The organism is Flavobacterium sp. PL002 (assembly GCF_054165825.1).
The window spans coordinates 2157385-2183010 of sequence record NZ_CM135110.1 but is presented as its reverse complement, the minus strand read 5'-3'; the positions used below and the strand labels follow the sequence as shown (position 1 = coordinate 2183010).

At 34.8% G+C, this 25626-nt stretch carries 24 protein-coding genes and 1 riboswitch; of the genes, 18 read left to right on the top strand and 6 right to left on the bottom strand.

Features of this window, described 5'->3' with window-relative positions; genetic code table 11:
- Positions 1-70: 70 nt before the first annotated feature.
- Together ACVEGE_RS09560 and ACVEGE_RS09555 are read right to left on the bottom strand one after the other, a co-directional pair.
- A complete protein-coding gene (locus ACVEGE_RS09560; RefSeq protein WP_192501351.1) occupies positions 71-1303 on the bottom strand; it encodes a metallophosphoesterase in 1233 nt (410 codons plus the stop codon).
- A 295-nt stretch (positions 1304-1598) separates the two neighbouring features.
- The gene (locus tag ACVEGE_RS09555) at positions 1599-3110 is read right to left on the bottom strand and encodes a hypothetical protein (protein WP_225738153.1); all 1512 of its coding nucleotides are present in this window, start codon (positions 3108-3110) and stop codon (positions 1599-1601) included.
- 354 nt (positions 3111-3464) lie between these two features.
- On the opposite strand from ACVEGE_RS09555, the gene polA reads away from it, so the two are divergent.
- Both polA and ACVEGE_RS09545 read left to right on the top strand, forming a co-directional pair.
- On the top strand, positions 3465-6302 hold the full coding sequence (polA, locus tag ACVEGE_RS09550) for a DNA polymerase I (protein WP_192501352.1): 2838 nt from the start codon (positions 3465-3467) through the stop codon (positions 6300-6302).
- Between the two features lie 44 nt (positions 6303-6346).
- Positions 6347-7468 carry a hypothetical protein gene (locus ACVEGE_RS09545; RefSeq protein ID WP_192501353.1) on the top strand — a complete coding sequence of 374 codons (1122 nt, stop codon included), beginning with the start codon at positions 6347-6349 and terminating at the stop codon, positions 7466-7468.
- A gap of 297 nt (positions 7469-7765) precedes the next feature.
- On the opposite strand, the gene ACVEGE_RS09540 is transcribed toward ACVEGE_RS09545, so the two are convergent.
- Positions 7766-8791: a LacI family DNA-binding transcriptional regulator gene (locus tag ACVEGE_RS09540; RefSeq protein WP_173854863.1), complete on the bottom strand. Its 1026-nt coding sequence runs from the start codon at positions 8789-8791 to the stop codon at positions 7766-7768.
- Positions 8792-9136: 345 nt separating this feature from the next.
- Here ACVEGE_RS09540 and rplM point away from each other — a divergent pair, with 345 nt between their 5' ends.
- From rplM to ACVEGE_RS09465, 15 genes are all read left to right on the top strand, one after another.
- Positions 9137-9592: a 50S ribosomal protein L13 gene (gene rplM, locus ACVEGE_RS09535; RefSeq protein ID WP_173850662.1), complete on the top strand. Its 456-nt coding sequence runs from the start codon at positions 9137-9139 to the stop codon at positions 9590-9592.
- Positions 9592-9978: a 30S ribosomal protein S9 gene (gene rpsI, locus ACVEGE_RS09530; protein WP_173850664.1), complete on the top strand. Its 387-nt coding sequence runs from the start codon at positions 9592-9594 to the stop codon at positions 9976-9978. The genes rplM and rpsI overlap by 1 nt, the downstream gene beginning before the upstream one ends.
- A 171-nt stretch (positions 9979-10149) precedes the next feature.
- Entirely contained in the window at positions 10150-10968 is an 819-nt protein-coding gene (rpsB, locus tag ACVEGE_RS09525; protein ID WP_173850666.1) for a 30S ribosomal protein S2, read from the top strand.
- Positions 10969-11080: 112 nt separating this feature from the next.
- Complete coding sequence (tsf, locus tag ACVEGE_RS09520) at positions 11081-11905, top strand: translation elongation factor Ts (RefSeq protein WP_173850668.1); 825 nt, start codon at positions 11081-11083, stop codon at positions 11903-11905.
- A gap of 413 nt (positions 11906-12318) precedes the next feature.
- Positions 12319-12747 (top strand): lipocalin-like domain-containing protein, encoded by a 429-nt coding sequence (locus tag ACVEGE_RS09515; RefSeq protein ID WP_173854862.1) that lies wholly within the window; start codon positions 12319-12321, stop codon positions 12745-12747.
- Between the two features lie 61 nt (positions 12748-12808).
- Positions 12809-13384 (top strand): DNA-3-methyladenine glycosylase I, encoded by a 576-nt coding sequence (locus ACVEGE_RS09510; RefSeq protein ID WP_192501354.1) that lies wholly within the window; start codon positions 12809-12811, stop codon positions 13382-13384.
- 65 nt (positions 13385-13449) lie between these two features.
- A riboswitch (TPP riboswitch) is annotated at positions 13450-13546 on the top strand.
- Positions 13547-13633: 87 nt separating this feature from the next.
- On the top strand, positions 13634-13840 hold the full coding sequence (gene thiS / locus ACVEGE_RS09505) for a sulfur carrier protein ThiS (protein WP_173837645.1): 207 nt from the start codon (positions 13634-13636) through the stop codon (positions 13838-13840).
- Between the two features lie 317 nt (positions 13841-14157).
- Positions 14158-15981: a phosphomethylpyrimidine synthase ThiC gene (thiC, locus tag ACVEGE_RS09500; RefSeq protein ID WP_192501361.1), complete on the top strand. Its 1824-nt coding sequence runs from the start codon at positions 14158-14160 to the stop codon at positions 15979-15981.
- A gap of 43 nt (positions 15982-16024) precedes the next feature.
- Complete coding sequence (locus tag ACVEGE_RS09495; protein WP_192501355.1) at positions 16025-16618, top strand: thiamine phosphate synthase; 594 nt, start codon at positions 16025-16027, stop codon at positions 16616-16618.
- Positions 16591-17346, top strand: coding sequence for a hydroxymethylpyrimidine/phosphomethylpyrimidine kinase (locus ACVEGE_RS09490; protein WP_192501356.1), 756 nt, complete (start codon positions 16591-16593; stop codon positions 17344-17346). Before ACVEGE_RS09495 ends, ACVEGE_RS09490 begins: the two co-directional genes overlap by 28 nt.
- Positions 17339-17977 (top strand): thiamine phosphate synthase, encoded by a 639-nt coding sequence (locus ACVEGE_RS09485; protein ID WP_192501357.1) that lies wholly within the window; start codon positions 17339-17341, stop codon positions 17975-17977. Before ACVEGE_RS09490 ends, ACVEGE_RS09485 begins: the two co-directional genes overlap by 8 nt.
- Positions 17958-18734, top strand: a complete 777-nt coding sequence (locus ACVEGE_RS09480) for a thiazole synthase (RefSeq protein ID WP_305038492.1) — start codon at positions 17958-17960, stop codon at positions 18732-18734. Before ACVEGE_RS09485 ends, ACVEGE_RS09480 begins: the two co-directional genes overlap by 20 nt.
- Positions 18735-18923: 189 nt before the next feature.
- Entirely contained in the window at positions 18924-20039 is a 1116-nt protein-coding gene (gene thiH, locus ACVEGE_RS09475; RefSeq protein WP_192501358.1) for a 2-iminoacetate synthase ThiH, read from the top strand.
- Positions 20040-20462: 423 nt separating this feature from the next.
- A complete protein-coding gene (locus ACVEGE_RS09470; protein ID WP_192501359.1) occupies positions 20463-21173 on the top strand; it encodes a HesA/MoeB/ThiF family protein in 711 nt (236 codons plus the stop codon).
- A 426-nt stretch (positions 21174-21599) separates the two neighbouring features.
- The gene (locus ACVEGE_RS09465; protein WP_192501064.1) at positions 21600-22493 is read left to right on the top strand and encodes an IS1595 family transposase; all 894 of its coding nucleotides are present in this window, start codon (positions 21600-21602) and stop codon (positions 22491-22493) included.
- A gap of 248 nt (positions 22494-22741) precedes the next feature.
- Here the strand turns inward: ACVEGE_RS09465 and aat are convergent, their stop codons facing one another.
- Positions 22742-23383, bottom strand: coding sequence for a leucyl/phenylalanyl-tRNA--protein transferase (aat, locus tag ACVEGE_RS09460; RefSeq protein ID WP_192499979.1), 642 nt, complete (start codon positions 23381-23383; stop codon positions 22742-22744).
- Positions 23384-23452: 69 nt separating this feature from the next.
- Here aat and ACVEGE_RS09455 point away from each other — a divergent pair, with 69 nt between their 5' ends.
- Positions 23453-24184: a phosphatase PAP2 family protein gene (locus ACVEGE_RS09455; protein WP_173854851.1), complete on the top strand. Its 732-nt coding sequence runs from the start codon at positions 23453-23455 to the stop codon at positions 24182-24184.
- 56 nt (positions 24185-24240) lie between these two features.
- On the opposite strand, the gene ACVEGE_RS09450 is transcribed toward ACVEGE_RS09455, so the two are convergent.
- Together ACVEGE_RS09450 and ACVEGE_RS09445 are read right to left on the bottom strand one after the other, a co-directional pair.
- Entirely contained in the window at positions 24241-24615 is a 375-nt protein-coding gene (locus ACVEGE_RS09450) for a DUF3127 domain-containing protein (protein WP_173850693.1), read from the bottom strand.
- 27 nt (positions 24616-24642) lie between these two features.
- Positions 24643-25518 (bottom strand): flavin reductase family protein, encoded by an 876-nt coding sequence (locus tag ACVEGE_RS09445; protein ID WP_192499980.1) that lies wholly within the window; start codon positions 25516-25518, stop codon positions 24643-24645.
- Between the last annotated feature and the right edge of the window lie 108 nt (positions 25519-25626).

The following is a 25626-nucleotide window of genomic DNA, read 5'->3' as shown; positions in this document are numbered from 1 at the left end:
ACCAAAAATTTAATATTTAAATCTACCTAATAAATAGCTATTAATTTACAAATGTAGCGATTTTAACGCATTATGCTACATTATCCCCTTTTTTTAGCTCAATCACTGTTATTTCAGGCATAATTCCTACCCTACCTGGGTACGCATGAAAACCAAAACCTCTATTTACATATACATAACGGCCAAGATTTTCATATAAACCTGCCCATTGTGCGTAAATATATTGTGCTAAACTCCATTTAAAATAACCTGGTATTTCAATACCAAATTGCATGCCATGCGTATGACCTGCTAGTGTTAAATGAAAGTGCTTTTCGTGATTTTTAATTTCGTAATCCCAATGGCTAGGATCGTGACTCATCAAGATTTTAAAATCTTCCTGATTTACTCCGGCAGCAGCTTTGTTTATGTCTCCGGCCTTCTTAAAATTATGCCCCCAATTTTCTACTCCAATTAATGCCAACTTATCTTTCCCTTTTTCAATATAGGTATGCTCATTTAGCATTAATTGAAATCCTATTTGACCGTATAAACTTTTTATCGCTTTAAAATTAGCCTCTTTATCTGCTTCAGTAGCCCAAGTAACATACTCACCATAATCGTGGTTCCCTAATACTGCATACTTACCGTACTTATGCTCCTTAATTTTATTGAAAGTTTCAATCCAAGGATACATTTCTTTAGCGTGTGTATTAACAATATCTCCTGTAAAAAGAATCATGTCTGAGTCTTGTTCGTTTACCAAATCAATAGCATAACTAATCTTTTCTGGATTATCAAAACTCCCACTATGCACATCAGATATTTGTGTGATCTTAAACCCATCAAACTCCTCAGGTAAATCCGGGAAATAAATGCGTTGCTTAATTACCTTATAATTGTATTTCCCCACGGTGATACCGTAAATCAAAGAAGCAAAAGGAATGGCAGCCAATCCAAGCCCTATTTGGCTCACAAATTTTCGTCTAGAATTTAAGAATTCAAAGTTTTCATTATTGATAAAATAGCGAGCTGAACCTGAACCAATCCTAAAAATATCTTCTCCTAACATTATTAGGCATAAAATTATTTTTGGAACATAAATCACTAGCAACATACCCATGGTAAACATGGTTTGCTTAGTTTGTCCAATAGAACGATCAAATTGCGTAAAAGAATAAACAATAAAGACCAAGGCAATAGCACTAAGAATTTGATAAGCGGTAAGAACCCACTTTAGCTTTATCAAAGTTTTCAACGCTTGAAAAGCATAAAGCTCTACTATAAATAAAAAAAGACTCAGCAAGAAAACACGAAAAACCATTATAATTATTTTTTTGAGACAAAATAACAAATTATGAAGGGACTACGCATTGATATTAATCAATATTTAACTAAAAAAATGGAATATAAATTGACTAACTTAAAAAACACATAAGTTCTTGATTTAATTAATTTCAACAACCATTAACGACATAGCAATATTTAATCACTAAAAGACATAAAGTAAATTAATATAAAAATGATAATAAGATAAAAATATATGAGATTCAAAATTAATGTTGGCAATTGCTAATATTAATTTTAAACCTCATACTCAAAACCTTTTCTTTCATTAATTACCTCAATGACATATTATAAGAATTAAAAGTTATTATACCACCATTGGCAGTATTACCACTAGCTTTACGAACGTATAATGAAACATAATCACCATCTGACAATTCAACTGTTCCAGTAACCGAAAAACTTTGCACAAAACCTGAATTCGAATCAATAAACGTATCTGAATCGCTTATGAAACTACCACTACCACCAGAAAATTTAACAAATGAAAATAAATAATCTTGTGTTCCATTGGTACCACTTGCTTGCATAGAAATTGAAGCTGAAACTGTAAAAACTCGCTTCGCTCTTCCTTTATATACTAACTTATTATTTTCCGATGTAGGATCACCATCTGCCATTCGGAATAATCTTGATGAAATAGTTGTCCCATTCAGTCTAACAGCAGTCCCCACAGCTAAATTTGACACGCTATTTTGCGTTGTTGTTGATCTGTCTAGATACAATGTGCCAGTAGCGAACCTATCTCCTTCTAAAGCTATCCCAGGACAATTTACAGTCCATTTATTAGTAAAATTGTAACCACTATATGTACCAGTTCCCGTATATGCTTTTACAAATCCAGCAATATTAGATCCAGTAAATACAACAGCTTCCATAACTGCATCTCCTGAAATAACTGGATTAGAAGATACATCAAAACCTATAGCCGTACCATTAACTTCAGTAAATCCACCTTGCTTTTGCACTAAACCAAAAGTTCCGGTCAATTTCTCATAAGTTCCTGAATTACCAGCGAACCACCCTATATTACTTAATAACAACTTACTAATATTTGAGTAAGTAACACCTGCACCATTACCAGCATATTGAACAATACTAGAAAAAACCAAACCAAAACCTGATATTTTACCTACACTTCCAGATGAAAGTACAAGTGAATCTCTAAATATAAATGAGTCAGAGGTAGTACATAATAAGTTGAATACTAAACCTCCAGCCTGAAGAGTAAGGCTTCTAATACTACCGCCTTTAGCCCCTTCAAACAAGTTCCCAGCTGCTATTAATTTATCCTCATTAGTATCTAAACCCGCAATATATGCATTATTAAGATCTATAGGTAAATCAACATTAATTGTCCCGTTTATTTCATATAAAGTATTCGTGTCTAACTTATATGCTGAACCTCCACCAGCTGTTTTTTCCGCTGCAAGCACAGTTGCTAAAACATCAGTAGATTTAATACGTTTAAAGTTCAGTCTTCCATAACTAGTTGCAGCGCTCATACTAACCCAGGCTGTAATTGTAGTGTCATAATAATAAAATGATTTTAACGTAGTATCATAAACCATTAATCCGTTTGCAGGAGTCGTAATAGCATTTCTTTGCGTCGTAGTCATTCTAGGTGTCAGCATACCCTTAGTTGTAGAGCTTACATCAAGAACAGCAGTTGCATCAGGTGTAACAGTACCTATTCCTACTTGTGCGACAGTCAAATTCGCAAAAAACAAGAAAAATAAAAACAAACTAGTAATCAGCGACTTATAAAATGTAGTTTTATTCATAATAATTGATATTAAAAAATTAAAAAATATTTTCTCTCTCAGCAGAATATATTAGATCAAACATACAACTTAATCCGATTAAAAGCGTATTATTCCGATTAAATACATCTTATTTTAACTATTACAATATTATTTGCTATTAAAATAGCTTATTTACTACAAAAAACAAAAGGCTTTATAGTAAATAACTAACCTAATTTATCAAAAAAAAACTAATAAAAACCGTTTATGAGTAAAATAAAACGATCTAAAAAAGAAATAAACGATCAAAAACCAATTCCTTATAAATTTAACTTCGTACAACACATTATCTTTTAAGTTTTGTACTTTTGAAATCTTTACAAAATTATAACCATGTCACAACAAAAAAGACTTTTTCTATTAGATGCCTACGCTTTAATTTTTCGTGGCTACTATGCCTTCATAAAAAATCCTCGAATAAATTCAAAAGGAATGGACACCTCTGCCATAATGGGATTCATGAATTCCTTGATGGATGTTATTAAAAGAGAAAAACCGGATCACTTAGCAGTCGCTTTTGATAAAGGAGGTAGCGCTTTAAGAAATGAACTTTTTCCTGAATACAAAGCCAATCGAGACGCCACTCCTGAAGCCATAAAAATTGCCGTTCCCTATATTCAAGCTTTATTAAACGCCATGCACATTCCTATTATAGAGGTCGCAGGTTTTGAAGCCGATGATTTAATAGGAACCATTGCTAAACAAGCTGAGAAAGAAAATTACAAGGTTTTTATGGTAACTCCTGACAAGGATTTTGCTCAGTTGGTTTCAGAAAATATTTTCATGTACAAACCTGCCCGCATGGGTAACGGAATCGAAATATGGGGAATTCCTGAAGTATTAGCAAAGTTTGAGATTGAAAGACCTGAACAAGTAATTGATTACCTAGGAATGATGGGCGATTCTGCCGATAACATCCCTGGATTACCTGGTGTGGGTGAGAAAACCGCAAAGAAATTTCTAGCTGAATATGGATCAATGGAAAATCTTTTAGCCAATACCCATGAATTAAAAGGAGCGATAAAGACTAAAATAGAAGCCAATAAAGAGTTGGGACTACTCTCAAAAAGATTAGCTACTATATTATTAGATTGTCCCGTAACATTTAATGAAAGTGATTACGAATTATCTAAGCCTGATGTAGAAAAAACAGATGCTTTATTCAATGAATTAGAGTTTAGAAGGATGGCCGAACAATTTGACGCCATTTTCAAAAAAGGAAATTCAGATGCAGGCGCAGCTACCGATGAAGCAAAACTTTACAAAAAACCGCAACCAAAAAATGAAGATCAATTTGACCTTTTTGCAAGTGCAATTCCTACTGATAACACCACTAATGAACACCAGCAGTTTTACAACACTTTAGAAAACACAACCCATTCGTACCAAATAGTTCAAGGGGATCTAGGCATTAAATTGCTGTTGCAAAATTTACTAAAACAAAATGCTGTTTGTTTTGACACCGAAACCACTGGACTAGACGCTTTGCATGCTGAACTGGTAGGAATCTCATTTTCTTACGAAAAAGGGAAAGGGTATTATGTTCCTTTTCCAGAAAGCCAAGAAGAAGCTAACATCCTTGCACAAAAATTCCTTCCGTTTTTCGAAAATGAAACCATCGAAAAAATAGGTCAGAATTTAAAATACGATTTGAAAATTTTATCAAATTACAACATTACCGTCCAAGGAAAACTATTTGACACCATGATAGCGCATTATCTAATCAATCCTGATATGCGTCACAATATGGATATTTTATCCGAAACTTATTTAAAATATTCTCCAAAATCTATTGAAACACTTATTGGTAAAAAAGGTAAAAACCAAAAATCAATGCGTGATGTAGCCTTAGAAGAAATCAAAGAATATGCCGCCGAAGATGCTGATATAACATTTCAGTTAAAAGAATTATTTGCTATCGAGCTTGACAAAACAGAAACTAAAAAATTATTCGAAGACATCGAGATTCCGTTAGTAAAGGTTTTAGCTGATATGGAAAAAGAAGGAATCCGTTTAGACACTGACTTCCTCCACTCCTTATCACACGACCTAGATAACGATATTATAAAATTAGAGGCAACAATATATGAAGTAGCTGGAGAACATTTTAACTTGGCTTCGCCCAAACAGCTTGGCGATATTTTATTCGATAAATTAAAAATTGGAGGTACAAAACAAAAGAAAACCAAAACAGGACAATACGCCACTGGAGAGGAAGTTTTAAGTTATTTAGCTAATGAAAACCAGATCGTAAAAGACATCCTGGAATGGCGCCAATTAAATAAACTTAAAACCACTTATGTAGATGCTTTGCCAAATCAAGTAGACCCAGTAACCTTAAGAGTGCATACTGATTATATGCAAACCGTGGCTGCAACAGGAAGACTAAGCTCAAATAATCCCAACTTACAAAACATTCCTATTCGTACCGAAAGAGGACGCCAAATCAGGAAAGCATTTGTAGCAAGAGACGAGAATTACACTTTAGTCTCTGCCGATTATTCTCAAATTGAATTGCGTATTATTGCAGCTTTAAGTGGAGAAGAAAACATGATTAAGGCGTTTTTAAACAACGAAGATATTCATAAATCTACCGCTTCAAAAGTATTCGAAGTTCCACTAGAAGAAGTAACGAGAGAGCAACGTAGTCATGCTAAAACGGTAAATTTTGGAATTATATATGGCGTTTCAGCTTTTGGATTAAGCAATCAAACGTCACTTTCCCGTTCAGAAAGTGCTGCTTTAATTGAGGCCTATTACAAAACCTACCCAAGGTTAAAAACCTACATTCAAGAACAAATTGATTTTGCTAGGGACAATGGCTACGTGCAAACCGTTTTAGGACGCCGTCGCTATTTAAAAGATATCAATTCACAAAACGCCATGGTTCGTGGTGGCGCTGAACGTAATGCCGTAAATGCACCTATACAAGGGAGTGCTGCTGATATTATCAAAATCGCCATGATCAATATCCATAATAAATTAAGTACTGAAAACTGGAAAAGCAAAATGTTGCTTCAGGTTCATGATGAATTGGTGTTTGATGTTCACAACAGTGAATTAGAAAAAATCCAAACAATGATTAAATATGAAATGGAAAATGCCTTTAAACTTGACGTTCCTTTAATTGTTGATTTAGGAATGGGTAAAGATTGGTTAGAGGCGCATTAAAATATTCATATATTTTTATCTAATCACTAAATAAAATGAGAAAAATGATTTTAATCTATTGCTTAGCAATTGCAGCAATTTTATATTTCATATATAAAATAAATGTGTATTTAGCTCTAGGCATTGACACTTATGCAATCAATCTTTTTCCTAGAAAAGAACTACCACATGAATTTGATGATTACAAAAATTTATCAGAAATTAACGATTTAGGTAATTATGCTATAAGTCTATTTGCTAAAGACGAAAAAGATTATCTGACCCGCTATGTTCAAATAATTGAAATCTCAAAAGAAAATACAATACTTAAAGCTATCACGAAAACAGAACGTTTTGATAATGGCGGAGGTAATAGTGGTGACAATTTTTCGAATACTGTTTTCAAATTTGATACGTTCGGAAATATTTTAGATACTATTAACTACAAAACCTCCTCTTCAAATCAATCTGAATTTGGAAATACTGTTTTGCTTAATAAACAAATAGTCAATAAAGAGTTACTTTACTATCAAACTTGGCCGACTGATGGTGACAAAGTTAAAAAAGATTTTATTCCGTTAAACAAAGATTTTAGCTGGAACACTGAGGAAATATCTAAATATTATTACAACACAATAGTACCTAATAGTGCGTATCTAGAGCATTTTTCTGTATGGAGAGATAGCACAATTCATTACACTAAAAGACAATCCGTTTTATTTTTATTAGATAATAAATGGTATATCCTTTATGGAGTTAGTAATGAAATAACTGATGCTATCAGAAAACGAAGTGTAGACGATGATAAAAAAATAAAATATGAAAATTTATTTACTGATATACCTAGTAAAAATATAGTATTTAAGTACTTTCATAAATTAGAATATTGCTCTAACATGGCAGGCAAAACTCAATCTAACAGTCCCTATACTTATTATTACTGGAATGGAAATGCCTATTTAGATATTATATTTAATGGAGAAACTCTTAAAGTGAAACAAGAAGATATATCATTAGATGATTATGATACCAAAGAGCCATCGATTTATGACAAGATAGAAGACAAGAGAATAAAAATGGAAACTGATGCCAAAAAAAAATATTCTTTTTACACTCACGCTAATTTGAAATTTGCTTTTATTTCAGACGATGAACATAACTTATACCTCATTAAAAATAAAAAATAATTCCCTAACAATCATAACTAATTAACAGTAAACTCACAACTTAAAAGGTAGATCAATTAAAATAACAGCACAGCTTCAGGATGAACTTGTGTTTTTGATATGTATACTGAAAACCAGAAAAATTCACCCGTTGATTAAATACGAAATAGAAAAGTCCTTTAAACTTGAGGTTACTCTAATTGTTGATTTCGGAATGATTAAAGACTGCCTAGGAGTTTATTAATCAGTAAAATACCTATAAAAAAACTCCATCTGCAACTAGCAGATGGAGTTTTTTATTTTAAATATCTTTAATCATTATTTTTTTCTAGAAGATTCTCTTTCTTTTAATTTTGTTTTAATCACAACTGTCTCATAAGGAATATTTTCTTCAGTAGATTCTAAGCGATCAATAAGCAGCTTAGCAGCAACCTCCCCTATTTCTACACCGTGTTGACTTACCGTGGACAAACTAGGCGTTAATCTGCGTGAAGCAAGAATTCCATCTGCAAAACCTATTATTGAAAGTTCTTCAGGTATTTTATATCCTTTTTTTAATCCCATTTTTAAAGCAGCAACAGAATCGTTTTCATCTAAAGCAAAAACGGCATCTATGGTATTATTTTCAAAAACAGCATCTATTCTTTCTTTTAAGTCAGCTTCAGAATCTGCACGAAGAATTATCTTATCATTTATAGGAATGTTATTGTTCTCCAAAGCTTGCAAATAGCCGTTAGCTCTTAATTTTCCAACACTCAAATTATCAACAGATGAAAGTAACGCAATATTTTTACAACCCAAATCAATCAAACGTTGTGTAACATGTAGCGCTGAATTATAATCATCAACTACCACCTTATCACATTCGACTTCATCAGCAATACGGTCAAACATAACTATAGGAGTACCGTCATTAATGATTTCGGTAAAATGAGAATAATCTTGAAGTTTTTGCGCTTCCTCAGATACTGATAATATAAAACCATCAATAGTACCATTACTCAACATCTCAAGCGTATTGATTTCTTTTACGATCGATTCATTCGAGATACAGGTAATCACATTGTAACCTTTTTCATCAGCAACTTTTTCAATTCCGCTAAATACTTTCGCAAAAAAAGAATTTAAGATATTTGGAATAATAACACCAATAGTCTTTGTTTTTCTATTCTTAAGGTTTAAACCAATAACATTAGGCTTGTAATTTTTAAGTTTAGCATACTCCTTAATCTTGATCTTAGTTTGATCACTTATTTCAGGACTGTCATTAAGTGCCTTTGAAACAGTGGAAACCGATACGTTAAGTTCTTTTGCAATTTGCTTAAGGGTTGCTTTAACTTTCATAATTATATATTTATTAAATTTGGTAATCCAATAGCGCTTCTAAAATCACCTTTGCTTTCGAGAGTTTTTCTTTCGATAAAAAACAACATTTTAAGTTGAAAATTGTATTCCAAGATTGCAAGATAAAAATTTTATTATTGATAACAAATGTAAGTCAAAAAATGAAACACACTGATAACATCATTTAGAAAACAGTTGTAATAATGGCAATCTTAAATATATAATTGATAATCAGGCAAAACAGACAATAAAAATAATCATTTAAGGTATTTGTATTTAAAATAATTAATTGTACTTTTGCATCCCCTTTATAGGGGACGGAATGTTTAATTAAAATTTATTATTGTGAACGCATTAAGCTACAAGACAATTTCAGCAACAAAAGCCAACTCTACAAAAGAGTGGATCGTTGTAGATGCTGACGGTCATAACTTAGGTCGTCTTGCTTCAAAAGTCGCTATGATTTTAAGAGGTAAGTACAAGCCAAGTTATACACCACACGTGGACTGTGGAGATAACGTTATCGTTATCAACTCAGAAAAAATCAACCTTACAGGTAACAAAATGGACGAAAAGATTTACATGCGTCATACAGGTTACCCAGGAGGACAAAGAACTTTAACTGCTAAAGTATTGCAATCAAAAAACCCTGCATTACTAGTAGAAAAAGCGATAAAAGGAATGTTACCAAAGAACAAAATTGGTGCTGAACTTTTTAGAAATTTAAATGTTGTTGTTGGATCTGAGCACAAACAAGGAGCTCAAAAACCAAGAACAGTTAACCTAAACGATCTTAAGTAATGGGAGTTATTCACAAAATCGGTAGAAGAAAAACCGCTGTTGCACGTGTTTATGTTTCGGAAGGAACAGGAGTAATCACTGTAAACAAAAAAGAATTCGCGACTTACTTCCCAACAGCTACTTTACAGTACAAAGTTATGCAACCAATGTCTATGACAGAAAATGCAACTAACTATGATGTAAAAGTAAATGTTTACGGAGGTGGTTCAACTGGACAAGCAGAGGCTGTAAGAATGGCATTAGCACGTGTTATGTGTGAAATCAATGCTGAAAACAGATTGATCTTGAAACCAGAAGGTTTATTGACAAGAGATCCAAGAATGGTTGAACGTAAGAAATTCGGTCAGAAGAAAGCTCGTAAGAAATTTCAATTCTCGAAACGTTAATATTGCCTGTCTTGAGTACCTTTATTCAAGACTTATTGAATTTATTGAATTTAAAACAATGTTGTTGTTGTCTCATTGAGGTGAGAAATTAGTTTAGCATCTAAATGTATTTAGCCGAGAAATCGCCATTTATACATTGCTAATCAACAGAACGTAAACTAGTACAAAAAAATGTCAAACAAAGTAGAAGTAAAAGAATTACTAGAAGCAGGTGTTCACTTTGGACACATGACTAGAAAATGGGATCCAAACATGGCTCCTTACATTTATATGGAGCGTAATGGTATACACATTATCAATCTATATAAAACTGCAGCAAAAATTGAAGAAGCTAATGAAGCTTTGAAAAAAATTGCTGCATCAGGTAGAAAAATATTATTTGTTGCTACCAAAAAACAAGCAAAAGACATCGTTGCTGAAAAAGCAAAAGCTGCAAACATGCCTTACATCACTGAAAGATGGCCTGGTGGAATGCTAACTAACTTCGTAACTATCCGTAAAGCTGTTAAAAAAATGGCTACTATTGATAAAATGAAGAAAGATGGTACTTTCATGACCCTTTCAAAGAAAGAGCGTCTACAAGTTGATCGTCTTCGTGCTAAATTAGAGAAAAATTTAGGTTCCATTTCAGATATGTCAAGATTACCTGCTGCATTATTCGTAGTAGATATCAAAGCGGAACACATCGCAATAAAAGAAGCTCAAAAATTAAACATTCCAGTTTTTGCAATGGTAGATACTAACTCTGATCCTCGTGAAGTAGAGTTTGTAATTCCATCAAATGATGATGCTTCTAAATCTATTGATAAAATTTTAACTTTAGTAACTAACGCAATCACTGAAGGTCTTTCTGATAGAGGGGCTGACAAAGATGCTGAAACTTCTGAAAAAGCGGCTCCTGCTGCAACTACAGAAAAAGTAGCTCCGGCTGCAACTGAAACAGTAGCTCCTGCTGCTGAACCAGCTGCTCCAGCAACTGAAGAAAAATAAAAATAAATTTGAAGATTGAAAGATTTAAAGATTACTTAAAGTGTCAATGTAAAATTAACGCTATTTTTAATCTTTAAATTCTTCAATCTTTTAATCTTTAAATAAAAAAAACATGGCAACAATAACTGCTGCAGACGTAAATAAATTAAGAACAGCTACTGGTGCAGGGATGATGGACTGCAAAAAAGCATTAGTTGAAGCAGAAGGAGATTTTGATTTAGCGATCGAAAACCTTCGTAAAAAAGGACAAAAAGTAGCTGCAAATCGTTCAGATAGAGAATCTACTGAAGGAGCTGCAATTGCTGTTGTAAATGCTGACAAAACTGCTGGTGTAGTAATCACTCTAAACTGTGAAACTGACTTCGTAGGTATGAACGAAAGCTTTGTGAAAATGGCTACTGAAATGGCTAACCAAGCATTGAACTACGATTCTAAAGAAGCATTTTTAGCTTCTGATTTTAACGGAATTACTATTGCTGATAAATTAATCGAGCAAACAGGAGTTATCGGTGAGAAATTAGAAATTAGAACTTTTGAGAAATTAGAAGGTGCATTTGTAGGATCTTACATTCACTCTGGAAACAAAATCGCTACTTTAGTAGCTTTATCTGCTGCTCCAGCTGGTGCAGAAGAAGTTTCTAGAAACGTTGCTATGCAAGCTGCTGCTATGTCTCCTATCGCATTAAACGAGGAAGGTGTAGACGCTGCAACTATCGAAAAAGAAATTGAAATCGCTAAAGACTTACTTCGTCAAGAAGGAAAACCAGAAGCTATGTTAGATAACATCGCTAAAGGTAAACTAGCTCGTTTCTTTAAAGATAATACTTTAGTAAACCAAGATTACATTAAAGATAACAAATTAAGCGTTGCCGCTTATGTTAAATCTTTAGATAAAGATCTTATTGTTACAGGATTTAAAAGAGCTGCTTTAGGTTAATCTAAAACAAGTTCTAAAATATTAAAGAGCGATTTGAAATTCAAATCGCTCTTTTTTTGTGCCATATATCTCAAAAATATGTTTCATTATTATACAAATTGTCAGTTTAGCGCGGCCATAAACTAATATTACATCTGGGCTGTGCTCAATATTATAAAATTAGGCTAAACTATATTTTACTAAATTATAGTATAAGTTTCATAACAGCTTTTCTAATTGCTAAACAAAACCAGCATCCACAAACATTAGAAAGATTTACATCTAAACATAGCCTATGATTAGCAAATAAAAAACACATGCAAATAGCATTTATTCACTATTAGAAATGACTACTAAATAGTTAAATTAAAATTTTTTATTTGTAAATTTTAATTTACATTTGCCAAAATTTTAACAAATAAAAAACAAACAAAATGAAAAAATTAAGCATTCTTTTTTTATCAGTAATTTCTCTAGGATTATCTGTTTCAAGTTGTAGTAATGATGATAATGATTCTGGATCAATTGAAGGAAAATGGGAGCTCTATAAAGTAGGTGGAACTATCGCTGGCCAAGAAATCTTAGTAGAAATCCCTTCAAACGTCACTCCTTGTGGAAAAGACTATTTAGAATTTGTGAAAGGTGGCGTATTGAATGATTTCTCTTTTGGAGATTCAGATTCAGATTGTACAAAACCAACCGAAACAGGTGTTTGGACAAAAACTGATAACAAATTAAACATCACATATGCAAGTGAATTTGGTGCAGATTATGATATTTTAGAGTTAACCAACTCTACACTAAAGATTAAAGAAATTAATGAAGATGAACAATATCAAATCTTACTTTATAAACGTAAATAATTTCTTTAAACTAACCTCAAACTAATAATTTGAGGTTTTTTTTTATCTTTAATCAAAAAAAATGCAAGACAAACCACGATGCACTTGGTGTCTATCCAGCGAACTTTACAAAAACTACCACGATCAAGAATGGGGAACACCTGTTTATGACGATGCTACATTATTTGAATTTTTATTACTCGAAACTTTTCAAGCAGGCTTGAGTTGGATTACCATTCTCAACAAAAGAGAAAATTTCCGTGCTGCTTTTGACCAATTTGATTATAAAAAAATAGCAGCATACAACGATGACAAAAACCTCGATTTATTACAAGATGCCGGCATAATTCGCAACAAACTCAAAGTATATTCGGCTGTAATTAACGCGCAAAACTTCATTAAGATTCAAGAAGAATTTGGTTCTTTTTCGAAATATATTTGGGAGTTCACAGAAGGAAAACCACTCATCAATAACCCAAAAACGCTAAAAGACGTTCCTGCTACTACCCCGCTTTCTGATAAAATTAGCAAAGATTTAAAAAAAAGAGGCTTTAAATTTGTCGGTTCTACGGTTATTTACGCCTTTATGCAAGCCACCGGAATGGTCAATGATCACGTGGAAAGTTGCTGGAAATTCCCCCAATCTTTGAAGAAGTAGTTGCAAAATCAACAACTTTAAATCTAAAATTATAAACTTTCAAACTAATTTTTTATTACATTTGCTTCACACTTTAGGGGTGTCTACAACTTTGTAGGCTGAGAATTACCCTCTGAACCTGATCTAGTTCATACTAGCGTAGGGAAAAGTACGATGACTTCCATGGTCCCTTTTTTGGGACAACTTGTAGCCATTCCTAAAGTTGAGCCGCGTTTTAATACGGCGCTAAATCAACTAAATTCAAAAGGAATGGAACTTAAAATCAACAATCAAAACAAACATTTTGCCAGCAGTAACTTAACTGTTCAGGCACTTCTTGACTTGGAAATTCCCGAAAAACAAAACGGAATTGCCATAGCCATCAACGACACCGTAATTCCTAAATCCAATTGGAATTCCCATCCCCTAAAAGAAACCGACACCGTTTTAATTATTTCCGCAACCCAAGGAGGGTAATTGGTAAATAGTGATTAGTAACTAGTGATTAGTTAATAGTTTAAGGGACAGATTAAAGAGTTGAAAACAGCTAAGTAAGAATTAATTACTAGAATTAAAAATCTGCGAGCTATTTGCATCCAATCAAACTTTGACGAACAAATTCCAATTATTAAGCTGTAATAAAAATAAAATCCGCGTCAATCCGCGTTTTTACTTTTGTAAATCCGTTGAATCCGCGTGCGATCTGTGCCCAATAAATATAAAAATTGTATACGATGCAGTTCGCATCAGTCCGCATGCCATTTACGCCTAAACTAACTTTAAGACATACTAAAATGACAAACGAAGAAAAAATTTCAAGAACACCATTTCCCAATTCAAGAAAAGTATATATCGACGGTGACATCCACCCTATCAAAGTGGCGATGCGCGAAATCACACTAGCTGATACCAAAATGTCGAACGGTCGTATCGAAAAAAATCCACCGGTTACTATATACGATACATCAGGACCTTTCACTGATCCCAATATCGAAATCGATATTCGAAAAGGATTGCCTCGCATTCGTGAGCAATGGATTATAGACCGTAATGATGTGGAAGAACTAACAGAAATTAGCTCTGATTACGGAAAGCAAAGATTACACGATGAAAAATTAAATCACCTTCGTTTCGAGTATTTACACAAACCAATGCGTGCCAAAAAAGGAGCTAACGTTTCACAATTGTATTACGCTAAGCAAGGTATCATCACTCCAGAAATGGAATACATTGCGATTCGTGAAAATCAACGTATCGAGCAATTAGATACCCAAACTAAAGCGATGCAGTGTCAACATCCTGGACACAGCTGGGGAGCCAACACACCTAAAAGCAAAATCACACCCGAATTTGTTCGTAATGAAGTAGCCATTGGTCGCGCTATAATTCCAAACAACATCAACCACCCTGAAAGCGAACCTATGATTGTAGGGCGCAATTTCTTGGTAAAAATAAACGCCAATATTGGGAATAGTGCTGTAACCTCAACCATCGAAGAAGAAGTAGAAAAATCAGTTTGGGCTTGCCGTTGGGGAGCCGATACGATTATGGATTTATCGACCGGAAAAAACATTCACGAAACTAGAGAATGGATCATCCGTAACTCTCCCGTGCCTATTGGAACCGTGCCTATCTACCAAGCTTTAGAAAAAGTAAACGGAATTGCCGAGGATTTAACTTGGGAGGTTTTTAGAGATACATTAATCGAACAAGCAGAACAAGGTGTTTCTTATTTTACCATTCACGCAGGCGTACTATTGCGTTACATTCATTTAACTGCGGAGCGTGTTACGGGAATTGTATCTCGTGGAGGTTCGATAATGGCAAAATGGTGCTTGTTTCACCACAAAGAAAACTTTCTTTACACGCACTTCGAAGACATTTGCGAAATCATGAAGCAATACGATGTCGCTTTCTCTCTCGGTGATGGTTTGCGTCCAGGCTCAATTGCTGACGCTAACGATGCTGCACAATTCGCCGAATTAGAAACTTTAGGTGAGCTATCTAAAATTGCTTTCAAACACGATGTGCAAGTATTTATAGAAGGTCCAGGTCACGTTCCCATGCACATGATTAAGGAAAACATGGAGAAACAATTGGAACATTGCAACGAAGCGCCTTTTTACACTCTTGGCCCACTAACGACTGATATTGCTCCTGGTTACGATCACATTACATCAGCCATTGGTGCTGCTATGATTGGTTGGTACGGTTGTGCGATGCTGTGTTATGTAACGCCAAAAGAACACCTTGGTTTACCCAATAAAAAAGATGTGAAAGATGGTGTAATCACCTATAAAATTGCTGCCCACGCTGCTGATTTAGCCAAAGGACATCCAGGGTCTCAATACCGTGACAATGCTTTAAGTAAAGCTAGATTTGAATTCCGTTGGGAAGATCAGTTTAATTTATCGCTTGATCCTGATACCGCAAGAGAATTTCACGACGAAACTTTACCTGCTGAAGGTGCTAAGATCGCACACTTTTGCTCGATGTGCGGACCTAAATTCTGCTCTATGAAAATATCACAGGAAATCCGTGACGTTGCCGAAGCAGAAAAAGGAATGGCAGCAAAATCAGAAGAGTTTATTGAGCAAGGAAAAGAGATTTATATTTAAAGCCCCCTAGCCCCCGAAGGGGGAACTCTAATTTACTTAAAAAATGATCGTCATCACAAATCCAATTGCTATAGAAAATGAAATCAACACCATTCACGCTCTTTTTGAGTGTGGATTGGAGTTGCTTCATGTGCGTAAACCTAATTACTCAGTTGGAGAACTAAGGCTGTTTTTATCGAAAGTAAATCCTGAATTTCGATCGCGATTGGTTTTACATCAGCAGCATCAAGTAGCAAATGAATTTGGAATTCATCGCATTCATTTTACTGAAAGTGCCAGAGCAGCTTTGGATTTGGAATCAACAAATAATAACGATGGTTTTATCAAATCGACTTCGATTCATACAATGGCTGATTTTAACCAACTTGACGGTTGTTTTGAATACGCTTTTTTGAGTCCGATTTATCAAAGTATTTCCAAACCCGACTATAAATCTGATTTAGATGCAGTTAAAGCTATCGCACAGCGAACCAATTATAATTCAAAACTAGTCGCTTTGGGAGGAATCTCAATTGAGAATATAGCGAAAACCTACCAACTTGGATTTAATGATGTAGCCCTATTAGGAAGTATTTGGAACAGTAATCAACCCATTCAAAATTTTAAATTATGCCAGAAAATCGTCCATTTGTATTAAGTATTGCTGGTTTTGACCCTTCGGGAGGTGCCGGAATCTTAGCAGACTGTAAAACATTCGAACAACATCAAGTATATGGTCTTGCTATCAATACGGCAAACACGATCCAGACAGAAAACAATTTTCATGAAATTGAGTGGACTTCCTTAGAATTCACCATTCGTTCCGTGGAAAGACTTTTCGAAACTTATAAAATTAAGGCTGTTAAAATTGGGATTGTTCCTTCATTATTTTATCTGGGAACCATTGTCACATTGATTAGGCAAATTGCTCCAGCAACTAAAATTGTATGGGATACTGTGGTAAAATCCTCGACTACATTTGATTTTTTAGAGATCAAAAACTATGAATCTCTAAAACTCATTTTAAGCGAAATAGATTTAATCACTCCCAATTATAATGAGATTATAAAGCTATCTCAAGAAGAAATAGATCCTGAATCTATAGCCGAAATGCTATCAGAATATTGCACTGTTTTACTTAAAGGTGGTCACAATCCTAACGAACTTGGAGTAGATTATTTATATACTACGGATCGGTTTTATAGATTAGAACCACGTCTTACTGATGTAGATGAAAAGCACGGTTCGGGTTGTGTATTATCCTCTGCGATTACAGCTAATCTTGCCAAAGGTGAAACGGAATTAAATGCGTGCAAAAACGCCAAAATTTATATCGAAAATTACCTATTGTCTAACCACACAAAACTAGGATATCATAATGTTTAACAAATTACAATACATATCGCAAGGAAACTCGGTTGACGAGCAAACTAGAAATATTCATGAAGCACTAGACGGCGGTTGCAAATGGATTCAGCTTCGTTTTAAGAATCATTCCCCTGAAGAAACTTTTGCTTTGGCGGAAGCCGTAAAAATTTTATGCGAAGAGTACTTAGCTAATTTTATCATCAATGACAATGTGTATCTCGCTCAGCAAATCGCTGCAGACGGCGTACATCTTGGCCTAACCGATATGTCGATAACAGAAGCACGCAGCATTCTAGGAGACACAAAAATCATTGGAGCGACTGCAAATACTTTTGAAGATATTCAAAACCACATAAAAAACGGCTGTGATTATATAGGACTGGGTCCATTTCGATTCACAACTACAAAGGAAAAATTGAGTCCGATTTTAGGTCTTGACGGCTATCAAAACATCCTGACAGAGATGAAAAACAACGGACTTACTACGCCCGTGTATGCTATAGGCGGCATTACAACAGACGATCTTCCTGCATTAATGGAAACCGGAATTTATGGCATTGCCGTTTCAGGATTAATAACAAAATCAGAACATAAAAAAAAGACAATCAAACTACTTAAAAACGACCTTTATGGAACCATCATTGTTTAAAATAGGGGATAAAATATTGCAGTCTCGTTTGTTCTTAGGAACGGGAAAATTTGGTTCGAATGCCCAAATGGAAGAAGCCATTTTAGCTTCAGAAAGTGAGTTGGTCACCGTAGCTTTAAAACGCATTGATCTCGAAACAGAAACAAATGCTATTTTGAAACACCTACAGCATTCACACATTAATTTATTACCCAACACCTCTGGAGCAAGAAATGCTAAAGAAGCTGTTTTTGCTGCTCAACTTGCTAGAGAAGCGCTAGAAACCAATTGGCTAAAGTTAGAAATCCATCCCGATCCAAAATACTTAATGCCAGACGCTATCGAGACTTTGAGGGCCACAGAAGAATTAGCCAAGCTAGGTTTTATTGTATTGCCGTACATTCATGCTGATCCTGTTTTGTGCAAGCGATTAGAAGATGCTGGAACGGCTGCCGTGATGCCATTAGGTTCGCCTATAGGGAGCAATAAAGGACTTAAGACAATCGATTTTCTCGAAATTATTATCGAACAATCTAAAATTCCCGTGATTATAGACGCGGGAATTGGTGCACCATCGGATGCAGCAAAAGCAATGGAATTAGGTGCTGATGCTGTTTTAGTAAATACCGCTATTGCCGTTGCAGGAAATCCTAAACTAATGGCAGAGGCTTTTAAAGAGGCGGTAATTGCTGGTAGAAAAGCATATGAAGCGAGATTAGGACAACAGTATAAACATGCCATGGCATCAAGTCCGTTGACGTCGTTTCTAACCCAATAATCCTCCCCCAACCCCTCCGAAGGAGGGGAGACTTCATCAATTAAAATTATATTAACTGCTCGATAACCTCATACGCGTTGCGTTTAAGGTGATCAATTCAAGCATAAATGTTACAAGGTAAAAATGCTAGGTAAGTCTAGCTTAGCGAACCTTGCGAAAAAAAACATAGCGCACTTTGCGTTTAAGCTTATGACAACATTCAAATCTACTTTCGAACAATACAATTGGGATGAAATCCAATCCAAAATTTACACTAGTACTGCAAAGCAAGTGGAGCAAGCATTAGCCAAATCTAAGAGAGACTTGGATGATTTTTTGGTTTTGATCTCCCCAGCTGCGCAACCATACTTAGAGGAAATGGCGCAAGAATGCCATGAACTAACTAAAAAACGTTTTGGTAAAACCATCCAAATGTATGCTCCTTTGTATGTGAGTAACGAATGCCAAAACATTTGTACCTACTGTGGCTTTAGTCTTGACAATAAAATTAAGCGAAAGACCTTGCTTGATTCGGAGATTAGGCAAGAGGTAGCAGCATTGAAATCCTTAGGTTTTGACCATGTATTGTTAGTAGCTGGAGAGGCAAATTATACGGTGAATATCAACTACTTTCTAAACGCTGTTGATGTAATCAAGAATGACTTTTCGATTATTTCGATTGAGGTACAACCGCTTTCGCAAGAAGAATACGAACGCCTGCATGATGCCGGTGTGTACTCCGTGTTAGTGTATCAAGAGACTTATCATCAAGAGGTATATAAAAAGTATCATACTAAAGGGAAGAAATCCAACTTTGATTTTAGACTAGATACTCCAGACCGCATTGGGAAAGCGGGCATACACAAAATAGGATTGGGTGTGTTATTGGGTTTAGAAGATTGGCGAACCGATAGTTTTTTTAATGCCTTGCATCTAGATTACTTACAGAAAACCTATTGGCAGACGAAGTACTCCGTTTCGTTTCCAAGATTACGACCTGCAGAAGGTACCACTCCACCTAATTTCATCATGGACGACCGTGATTTGACTCAGCTGATTTGCGCTTATCGTTTGTGGAATGAAGACTTGGAGATTTCGATTTCGACTCGAGAGAATGAAAACTTTAGAAACAACATTATTCCTATTGGAACGACAAGCATGAGTGCGGGTTCAAAAACGAATCCTGGTGGTTATGTGGTCGATCCCCAATCGTTAGAGCAATTCGAAATTAGTGACGAGCGCTCTGTAGCAGAGATGGCTGATATTATTACTAAGAAAGGCTACGAGCCCGTCTGGAAAGATTGGGATAAAAGTTTTTCCCCCTAACCCCCGAAGGGGGAATTCCTTGATTGCGGTAGCTGTTTTTGATACCGTTTAAGTAAATCTAAAGACTGCACATTAGCTGACGTTCAATTTACTTTTTTCACTAGTTACTTTTGACTAATCACTCTTCACTAGTTACTAGTCACTTATTAATATTCGCTTATGATGAAATTAATTACCGCTTAAAAAAGGTTCTCGACTCCGCTCGAACTGACAACTGATTTGCTAATTACTATTAACTAATAGCTTTTCACTAGTTACTAGTTACTAATCACTTATTACTATTCACTTAATCTAAAATAAATTACCGCTTAAAAAAGGTTCTCGACTCCGCTCGAACTGACAGCCGATTTGCTAATTACTATTAACCAATAACTTTTCACTAGTTACTCTTCACTAGTTACTAATCACTAATTACTTAAAAAAATGAGCATTATACAAGATTTTTTACGTTACAACCGCCAAGTGATGTTGCCAGAAGTGGGTGACGCCGGCCAAGCAAAAATTAAAAAAGCCAAAGTTCTAGTAATTGGCGCGGGAGGCTTGGGTTGTCCTATATTACAATATTTGGCTACGGCTGGTGTTGGCACTATTGGCATCGTTGATTTTGATACTATCGAAATTCACAACCTGCACCGTCAGATATTATATACTGAAGATCAAGTGGGATTATCAAAAGCTGCAACTGCCAAAGCGACTTTGCAAAAATTAAATCCGTTAATCAATGTGACAGCTATGCCCAAAAAGCTTACAGCAGCTAATGCGGCTTCTATCTTGAATGACTTTGATATTATCGTCGATGGTTCTGATAATTTTGCTACCCGTTATTTAGTTAACGATACTTGTGTGAGTCTGGATAAAACTTTAATTTATGGAAGTATCTTAGGTTTTGAAGGACAAGTTGCTGTTTTTAACCATCGAAAAAGTAAAAACCTGAGAGACTTGTTTCCAGATTCGCCTGACCCAAAGGATGTGCCTAATTGTAATATGAATGGTGTGCTAGGTACTTTACCTGGGATGATTGGGACTATGATGGCGCATGAGACATTGAAGGTGATATTGGAATTGCCTTGTTTAAGGAATGAGTTGGTTTTGTTTAGTACGTTGAACTGGCAGTTTACTAAGTTGAAGTTTTAGTTTTTTTTGAGTTACTGAGTTACAAAGTGGCTGAGTTGCAAAGTCGATAGTCTTAAAGTTTGAAAGTTAGAACGGAAGCTCGATTGTGGGAAATTAAAACACGGATGAAAACGGATTTTAGCTTATTGAAAGTTGTATTTTGGAGTTTCTTGTGGAGTTGTGTTGCAGAGTTGGATTGCGAAATGGAACACGGATGACGCGGATTTGCTAAAGCAAAAATACGGATAAAAACGGATTTTAGCTCATTGAAAGTTGTATTATGGAGTTGTGTTGCAGAGTTGGATTGCGGAATGGAACACGGATAAAAACGGATTTTATGCTGTGTGCTGTTTACTTTGATTGTATGATTTTGCACGCAAATTTAAATAAATCTTTTGAGGTAAGTAGATAATTTCATATCTTAGAGATCAATAAAACAAGGGAAACATGGATTTATTTACAGGGCAAAACCTTTTAGAGTTCGCTGAACGGTTTAAAACAGATGAACACTGCAAAGAATATTTAGCAAATTATAAATGGGAACGAGGATTTATTTGTTTAAAATGTAAGCATACAAAGAGTCAAATCCGCAAAGATTTTTCCAGAACTTGTAATATCTGCAGCCATACAGAAACCGCGGCGGCAAACACTTTATTTCATAAGGTTAAGTTTGGTTTACGCAAAGCCTTTTTTATATGTTTTGAGATGTCAACCACCACTAAAAGTTTATCTGCCAGTTACATGGGAGTTCGCTATGGAGTTACAGAAAAAACAGCACGTTTATTTATGCACAAAATTAGAGAAGCGATGAAATCTAGTGAGAATCATCCAATGGACGGAACTGTTCATGTTGATGAATTCGTTATTGGAGGAAAGGAAAAAGGTAAAGTAGGCAGGAGTTATGATAGCAAGAAAAAAAAGGTTGTAACAGCAGTGGAACTAACAGATGAAGGAAAAATTAAAAGAATGTATGCCTTGAAAATTGATAATTATTCAGCCAAAGAATTAGAGACAATATTTGAAAAGCACATTAATAAAAATGCAAAAATAACCACAGATAAATGGAAAGGTTATCGTCCTTTATTTGGAGATTATAATATCACACAAATAGAAAGCAACAAAGGGATGAATTTTATGGCATTGCACACAATGATTCATCAAGTAAAATCATGGATTAGAACAACATATTCATCGGTAAGTGACTTTAATATAAACAGGTATCTTGATGAATTTTGTTATCGAATTAACCGTTCTCAAAGCAAAGACACAATATTCAACAATTTGATAGTAAGAATGGTCGAGTCAGAAAAAATATATCAATCTAAAATTATATGTTCGTAACTACTGACCTCAATAAATCTTAATGGATTTATTAACTGTACTTTTTTTGCTTTATGAGGTAGTGAACTTCTCATGCTTTGCTATTTTCTTTGTGAGAGGGAAGTGTTTTGCCCCAGATGGGAGGGGAAAGCCCAGAGGGAAAAAACTATTTTTTCTAGGAGTAAAAGAGCGAGCGCAGCAAGCTCCTTTTATGACTTTAGAAAAAAAGGTTTTGAGCGAGGACTTGTAGCGTACAGCTGGATTAGGCTCTAATTATTGTCTTTAAGAATCGAAATGAAGTCTTGACGTGGTATTTCGCGGCAGCCCAAGCTTTCTAGATGTTCGTTGTAGACTTGGCAGTCTAGGAGTTTGTAATTTTCTTGTTTTAAATGGCGGACTAAGGTGATAAATGCGACTTTGCTTGCGTTAGAGACTTTTGAAAACATGCTTTCGCCACAGAAAATATGACCTAAATCAATGCCGTATAATCCGCCTACTATCTGGCCATCTTGCCACACCTCAACAGACTTTGCAATTCCTAGTTCATGCAACTTGCAATAGGCTTCGATCATGTCATTAGTAATCCAGGTTCCGTTTTGACCGTCTCGCTTTATTTGTTGGCAATTAGCAATTACTTCTCTGAAATTTTGATTAAAAGTAACTGTAAATGTATCTCGGTTGAGGATGTTTCGCATGCTTTTTGTCACCACTAATTCGTCTAGAAATAAAACCATACGCGGATTGGGAGACCACCAAGTGATGGGTTCGCCATCTTCAAACCAAGGAAAAATGCCGCTTTTATACGCTAATAGTAATCTTTGTGGCGATAAATCACCACCCAGCGCAATAATTCCAGAAGAATGCGTTAATGATACGTCAGGAAAAAATAAATCTTGCGATAAATAATACATAAGTTTGGTACTGAAATTATAGTATAAAGGCTTATTTTTGATGAAATTACTTTTTCAACTTATTATAAAATGAAAAAAATAACTGTAACCCTCCTCTTTATCTTAATGATTCCGCAAATGTATGGACAAAATGTGGATAGTTTAGCGGTATCAAAAAAACTAAGTTATAAGCAATTTATAGTTCCTGCAGCATTTATTACTGCAGGTGCAATTTTATTAAATTCTGAACTTAACCAGGATATTCAAACAAAGACAAATAATGTTTTTGGTTCTGATTTTAAATCTAGAATAGATGATGTTTTTCCGTTTGTTCCTATTGGACAAATCTATTTAGGTAAATCTCTGGGGTTTCAACCAAAAACAAATTATAGGAATCAAACTGTAACTATTTTAGTAGCTAATGCGGCAACTATAATTGTTTATGAAATGACGAAACGTTTAGCGAAGAGAGACCGCCCTGATTTGTCAAATAATTTGAGTTTCCCCTCGGGACATTCGGCTGTGGCATTTACAAATGCTACTCTTTTATATTATGAATATAAAGATGCTAATTTTTGGTATGCGAGCAGCGGTTTTCTATTTGCAGGAGCCACCGCAGCATTTAGAATTGCTAATGACAAACACTTTGCATCTGATGTGCTTGTAGGTGCTGGAATAGGTTTAGCCTCTGGAATTGTCTTCTCGCATATTAGTCCGTTAAAATCATTTAGAGTTTCTAAAAAATCAAAAACTACTGCTTTTATTTACCCACAAATAGGCAATCATCTAGGGATAGGCGCTATCATAAGCCCAAATTTTTAGGTATAAAAAAAACCTTGATTTCTCAAGGCTTTTATATACTGTATTTTACGCTTTGATTAAAAAGGCAAATCGTCTGCTTCTTCTTCATTTAAGTTTGTCGCTGGTGCAAAAGCTTGAGCTGAAGGCATAGGTGCAGATGGCCCTTGTGGTTCACCAACAGGTACTTTTTCAATTCTCCATCCTTGAATACTATTGAAATATCTTGTTTCTCCTTGTGGATTAACCCATTCTCTACCTCTCAAGTTGATTGATACTTTTACTGGATCACCAATGCTATAATTGTTTAACAAATCACATTTATCTTGAGTAAACTCAATCATGATGTGTTGCGGATACTGCTCTTCGGTAGTAACAACTAGTTCTCTTTTTTTAAATGATGCACTAACTTGTTGCTCTGGATTAACAACTTTAATTTTCCCTGTAACTTCCATCTTCGTTATTTTAATTGTTATATAAGATTATTTTTTTGCTAAAAGCACTTTCCACGCCGAAACAACATCATTGTCATTTAAGTATTTTTTTGCCTCTAAATGCACTTTTTCTAGATCATCAGCACTTAAAACGGCCTTAACCGAAAAGTTATTTGAGACAAAGATACTAACTTCTTCTGGCGTAGGCAAGGCTTCTATGTTTCCTAATTTCCCTAAATCATTTCCGTCAAAAACAGTACTCACTATAACTTCCTTAGGGATAGCATCTACGCCTATTCCCAGAGTTGCTAAAGGTTTTGGCACTTCAAATAATCCTTGATTTGATCTCGAATACCAATTTCCTCCTAGTCTGGAAACTAAGTCAATTTTATATTGATCTATACTTCCGTTTTCGTCTAGAATTGCTTCATCAATGTGGATTTTAATCACTTCACACAAAATTAAATTCCCTGCTCCTCCCTCATCACCTAAAGCGATAATTTGAGTCACTTTACATTCAAACTGTACAGGAGATTCTTTTACTCTAAACGGTTTTACTAAATCAGAAGGAACTGCTGTTAGTCCCGATTTTATAAATTCATTCACGCCATCAGCATACTCAGTGCTTGCTAATGATGTTTGTTGAACAAGATCAAAATTCACTACGTTAATCACCACTTCCTTATTAGCCTCACAGTTGATTAGCGTATGTTTAATTGAATTATCACGTACCCGTCTGGCAGGTGAAAAAACAAGAATAGGCGGATTAGCACTAAATACATTAAAGAAACTAAAAGGCGACAAATTAGGATTACCATCTACATCAACGGTACTCGCAAACGCTATTGGTCTTGGTCCTACTGAACCTTGTAAATACCCTTGCAACTTTGCTGTTTCTATACTTTTAGGATCAATACTAATCATGTTATATTATTTTTTTTCTAGTTAAAAAAATGGTGTCATACAAAAGTAAACAAATGAAATTACTATAAAAACAGGATTGCTCTTTTAATCCTTTAAAATTATTTTCTT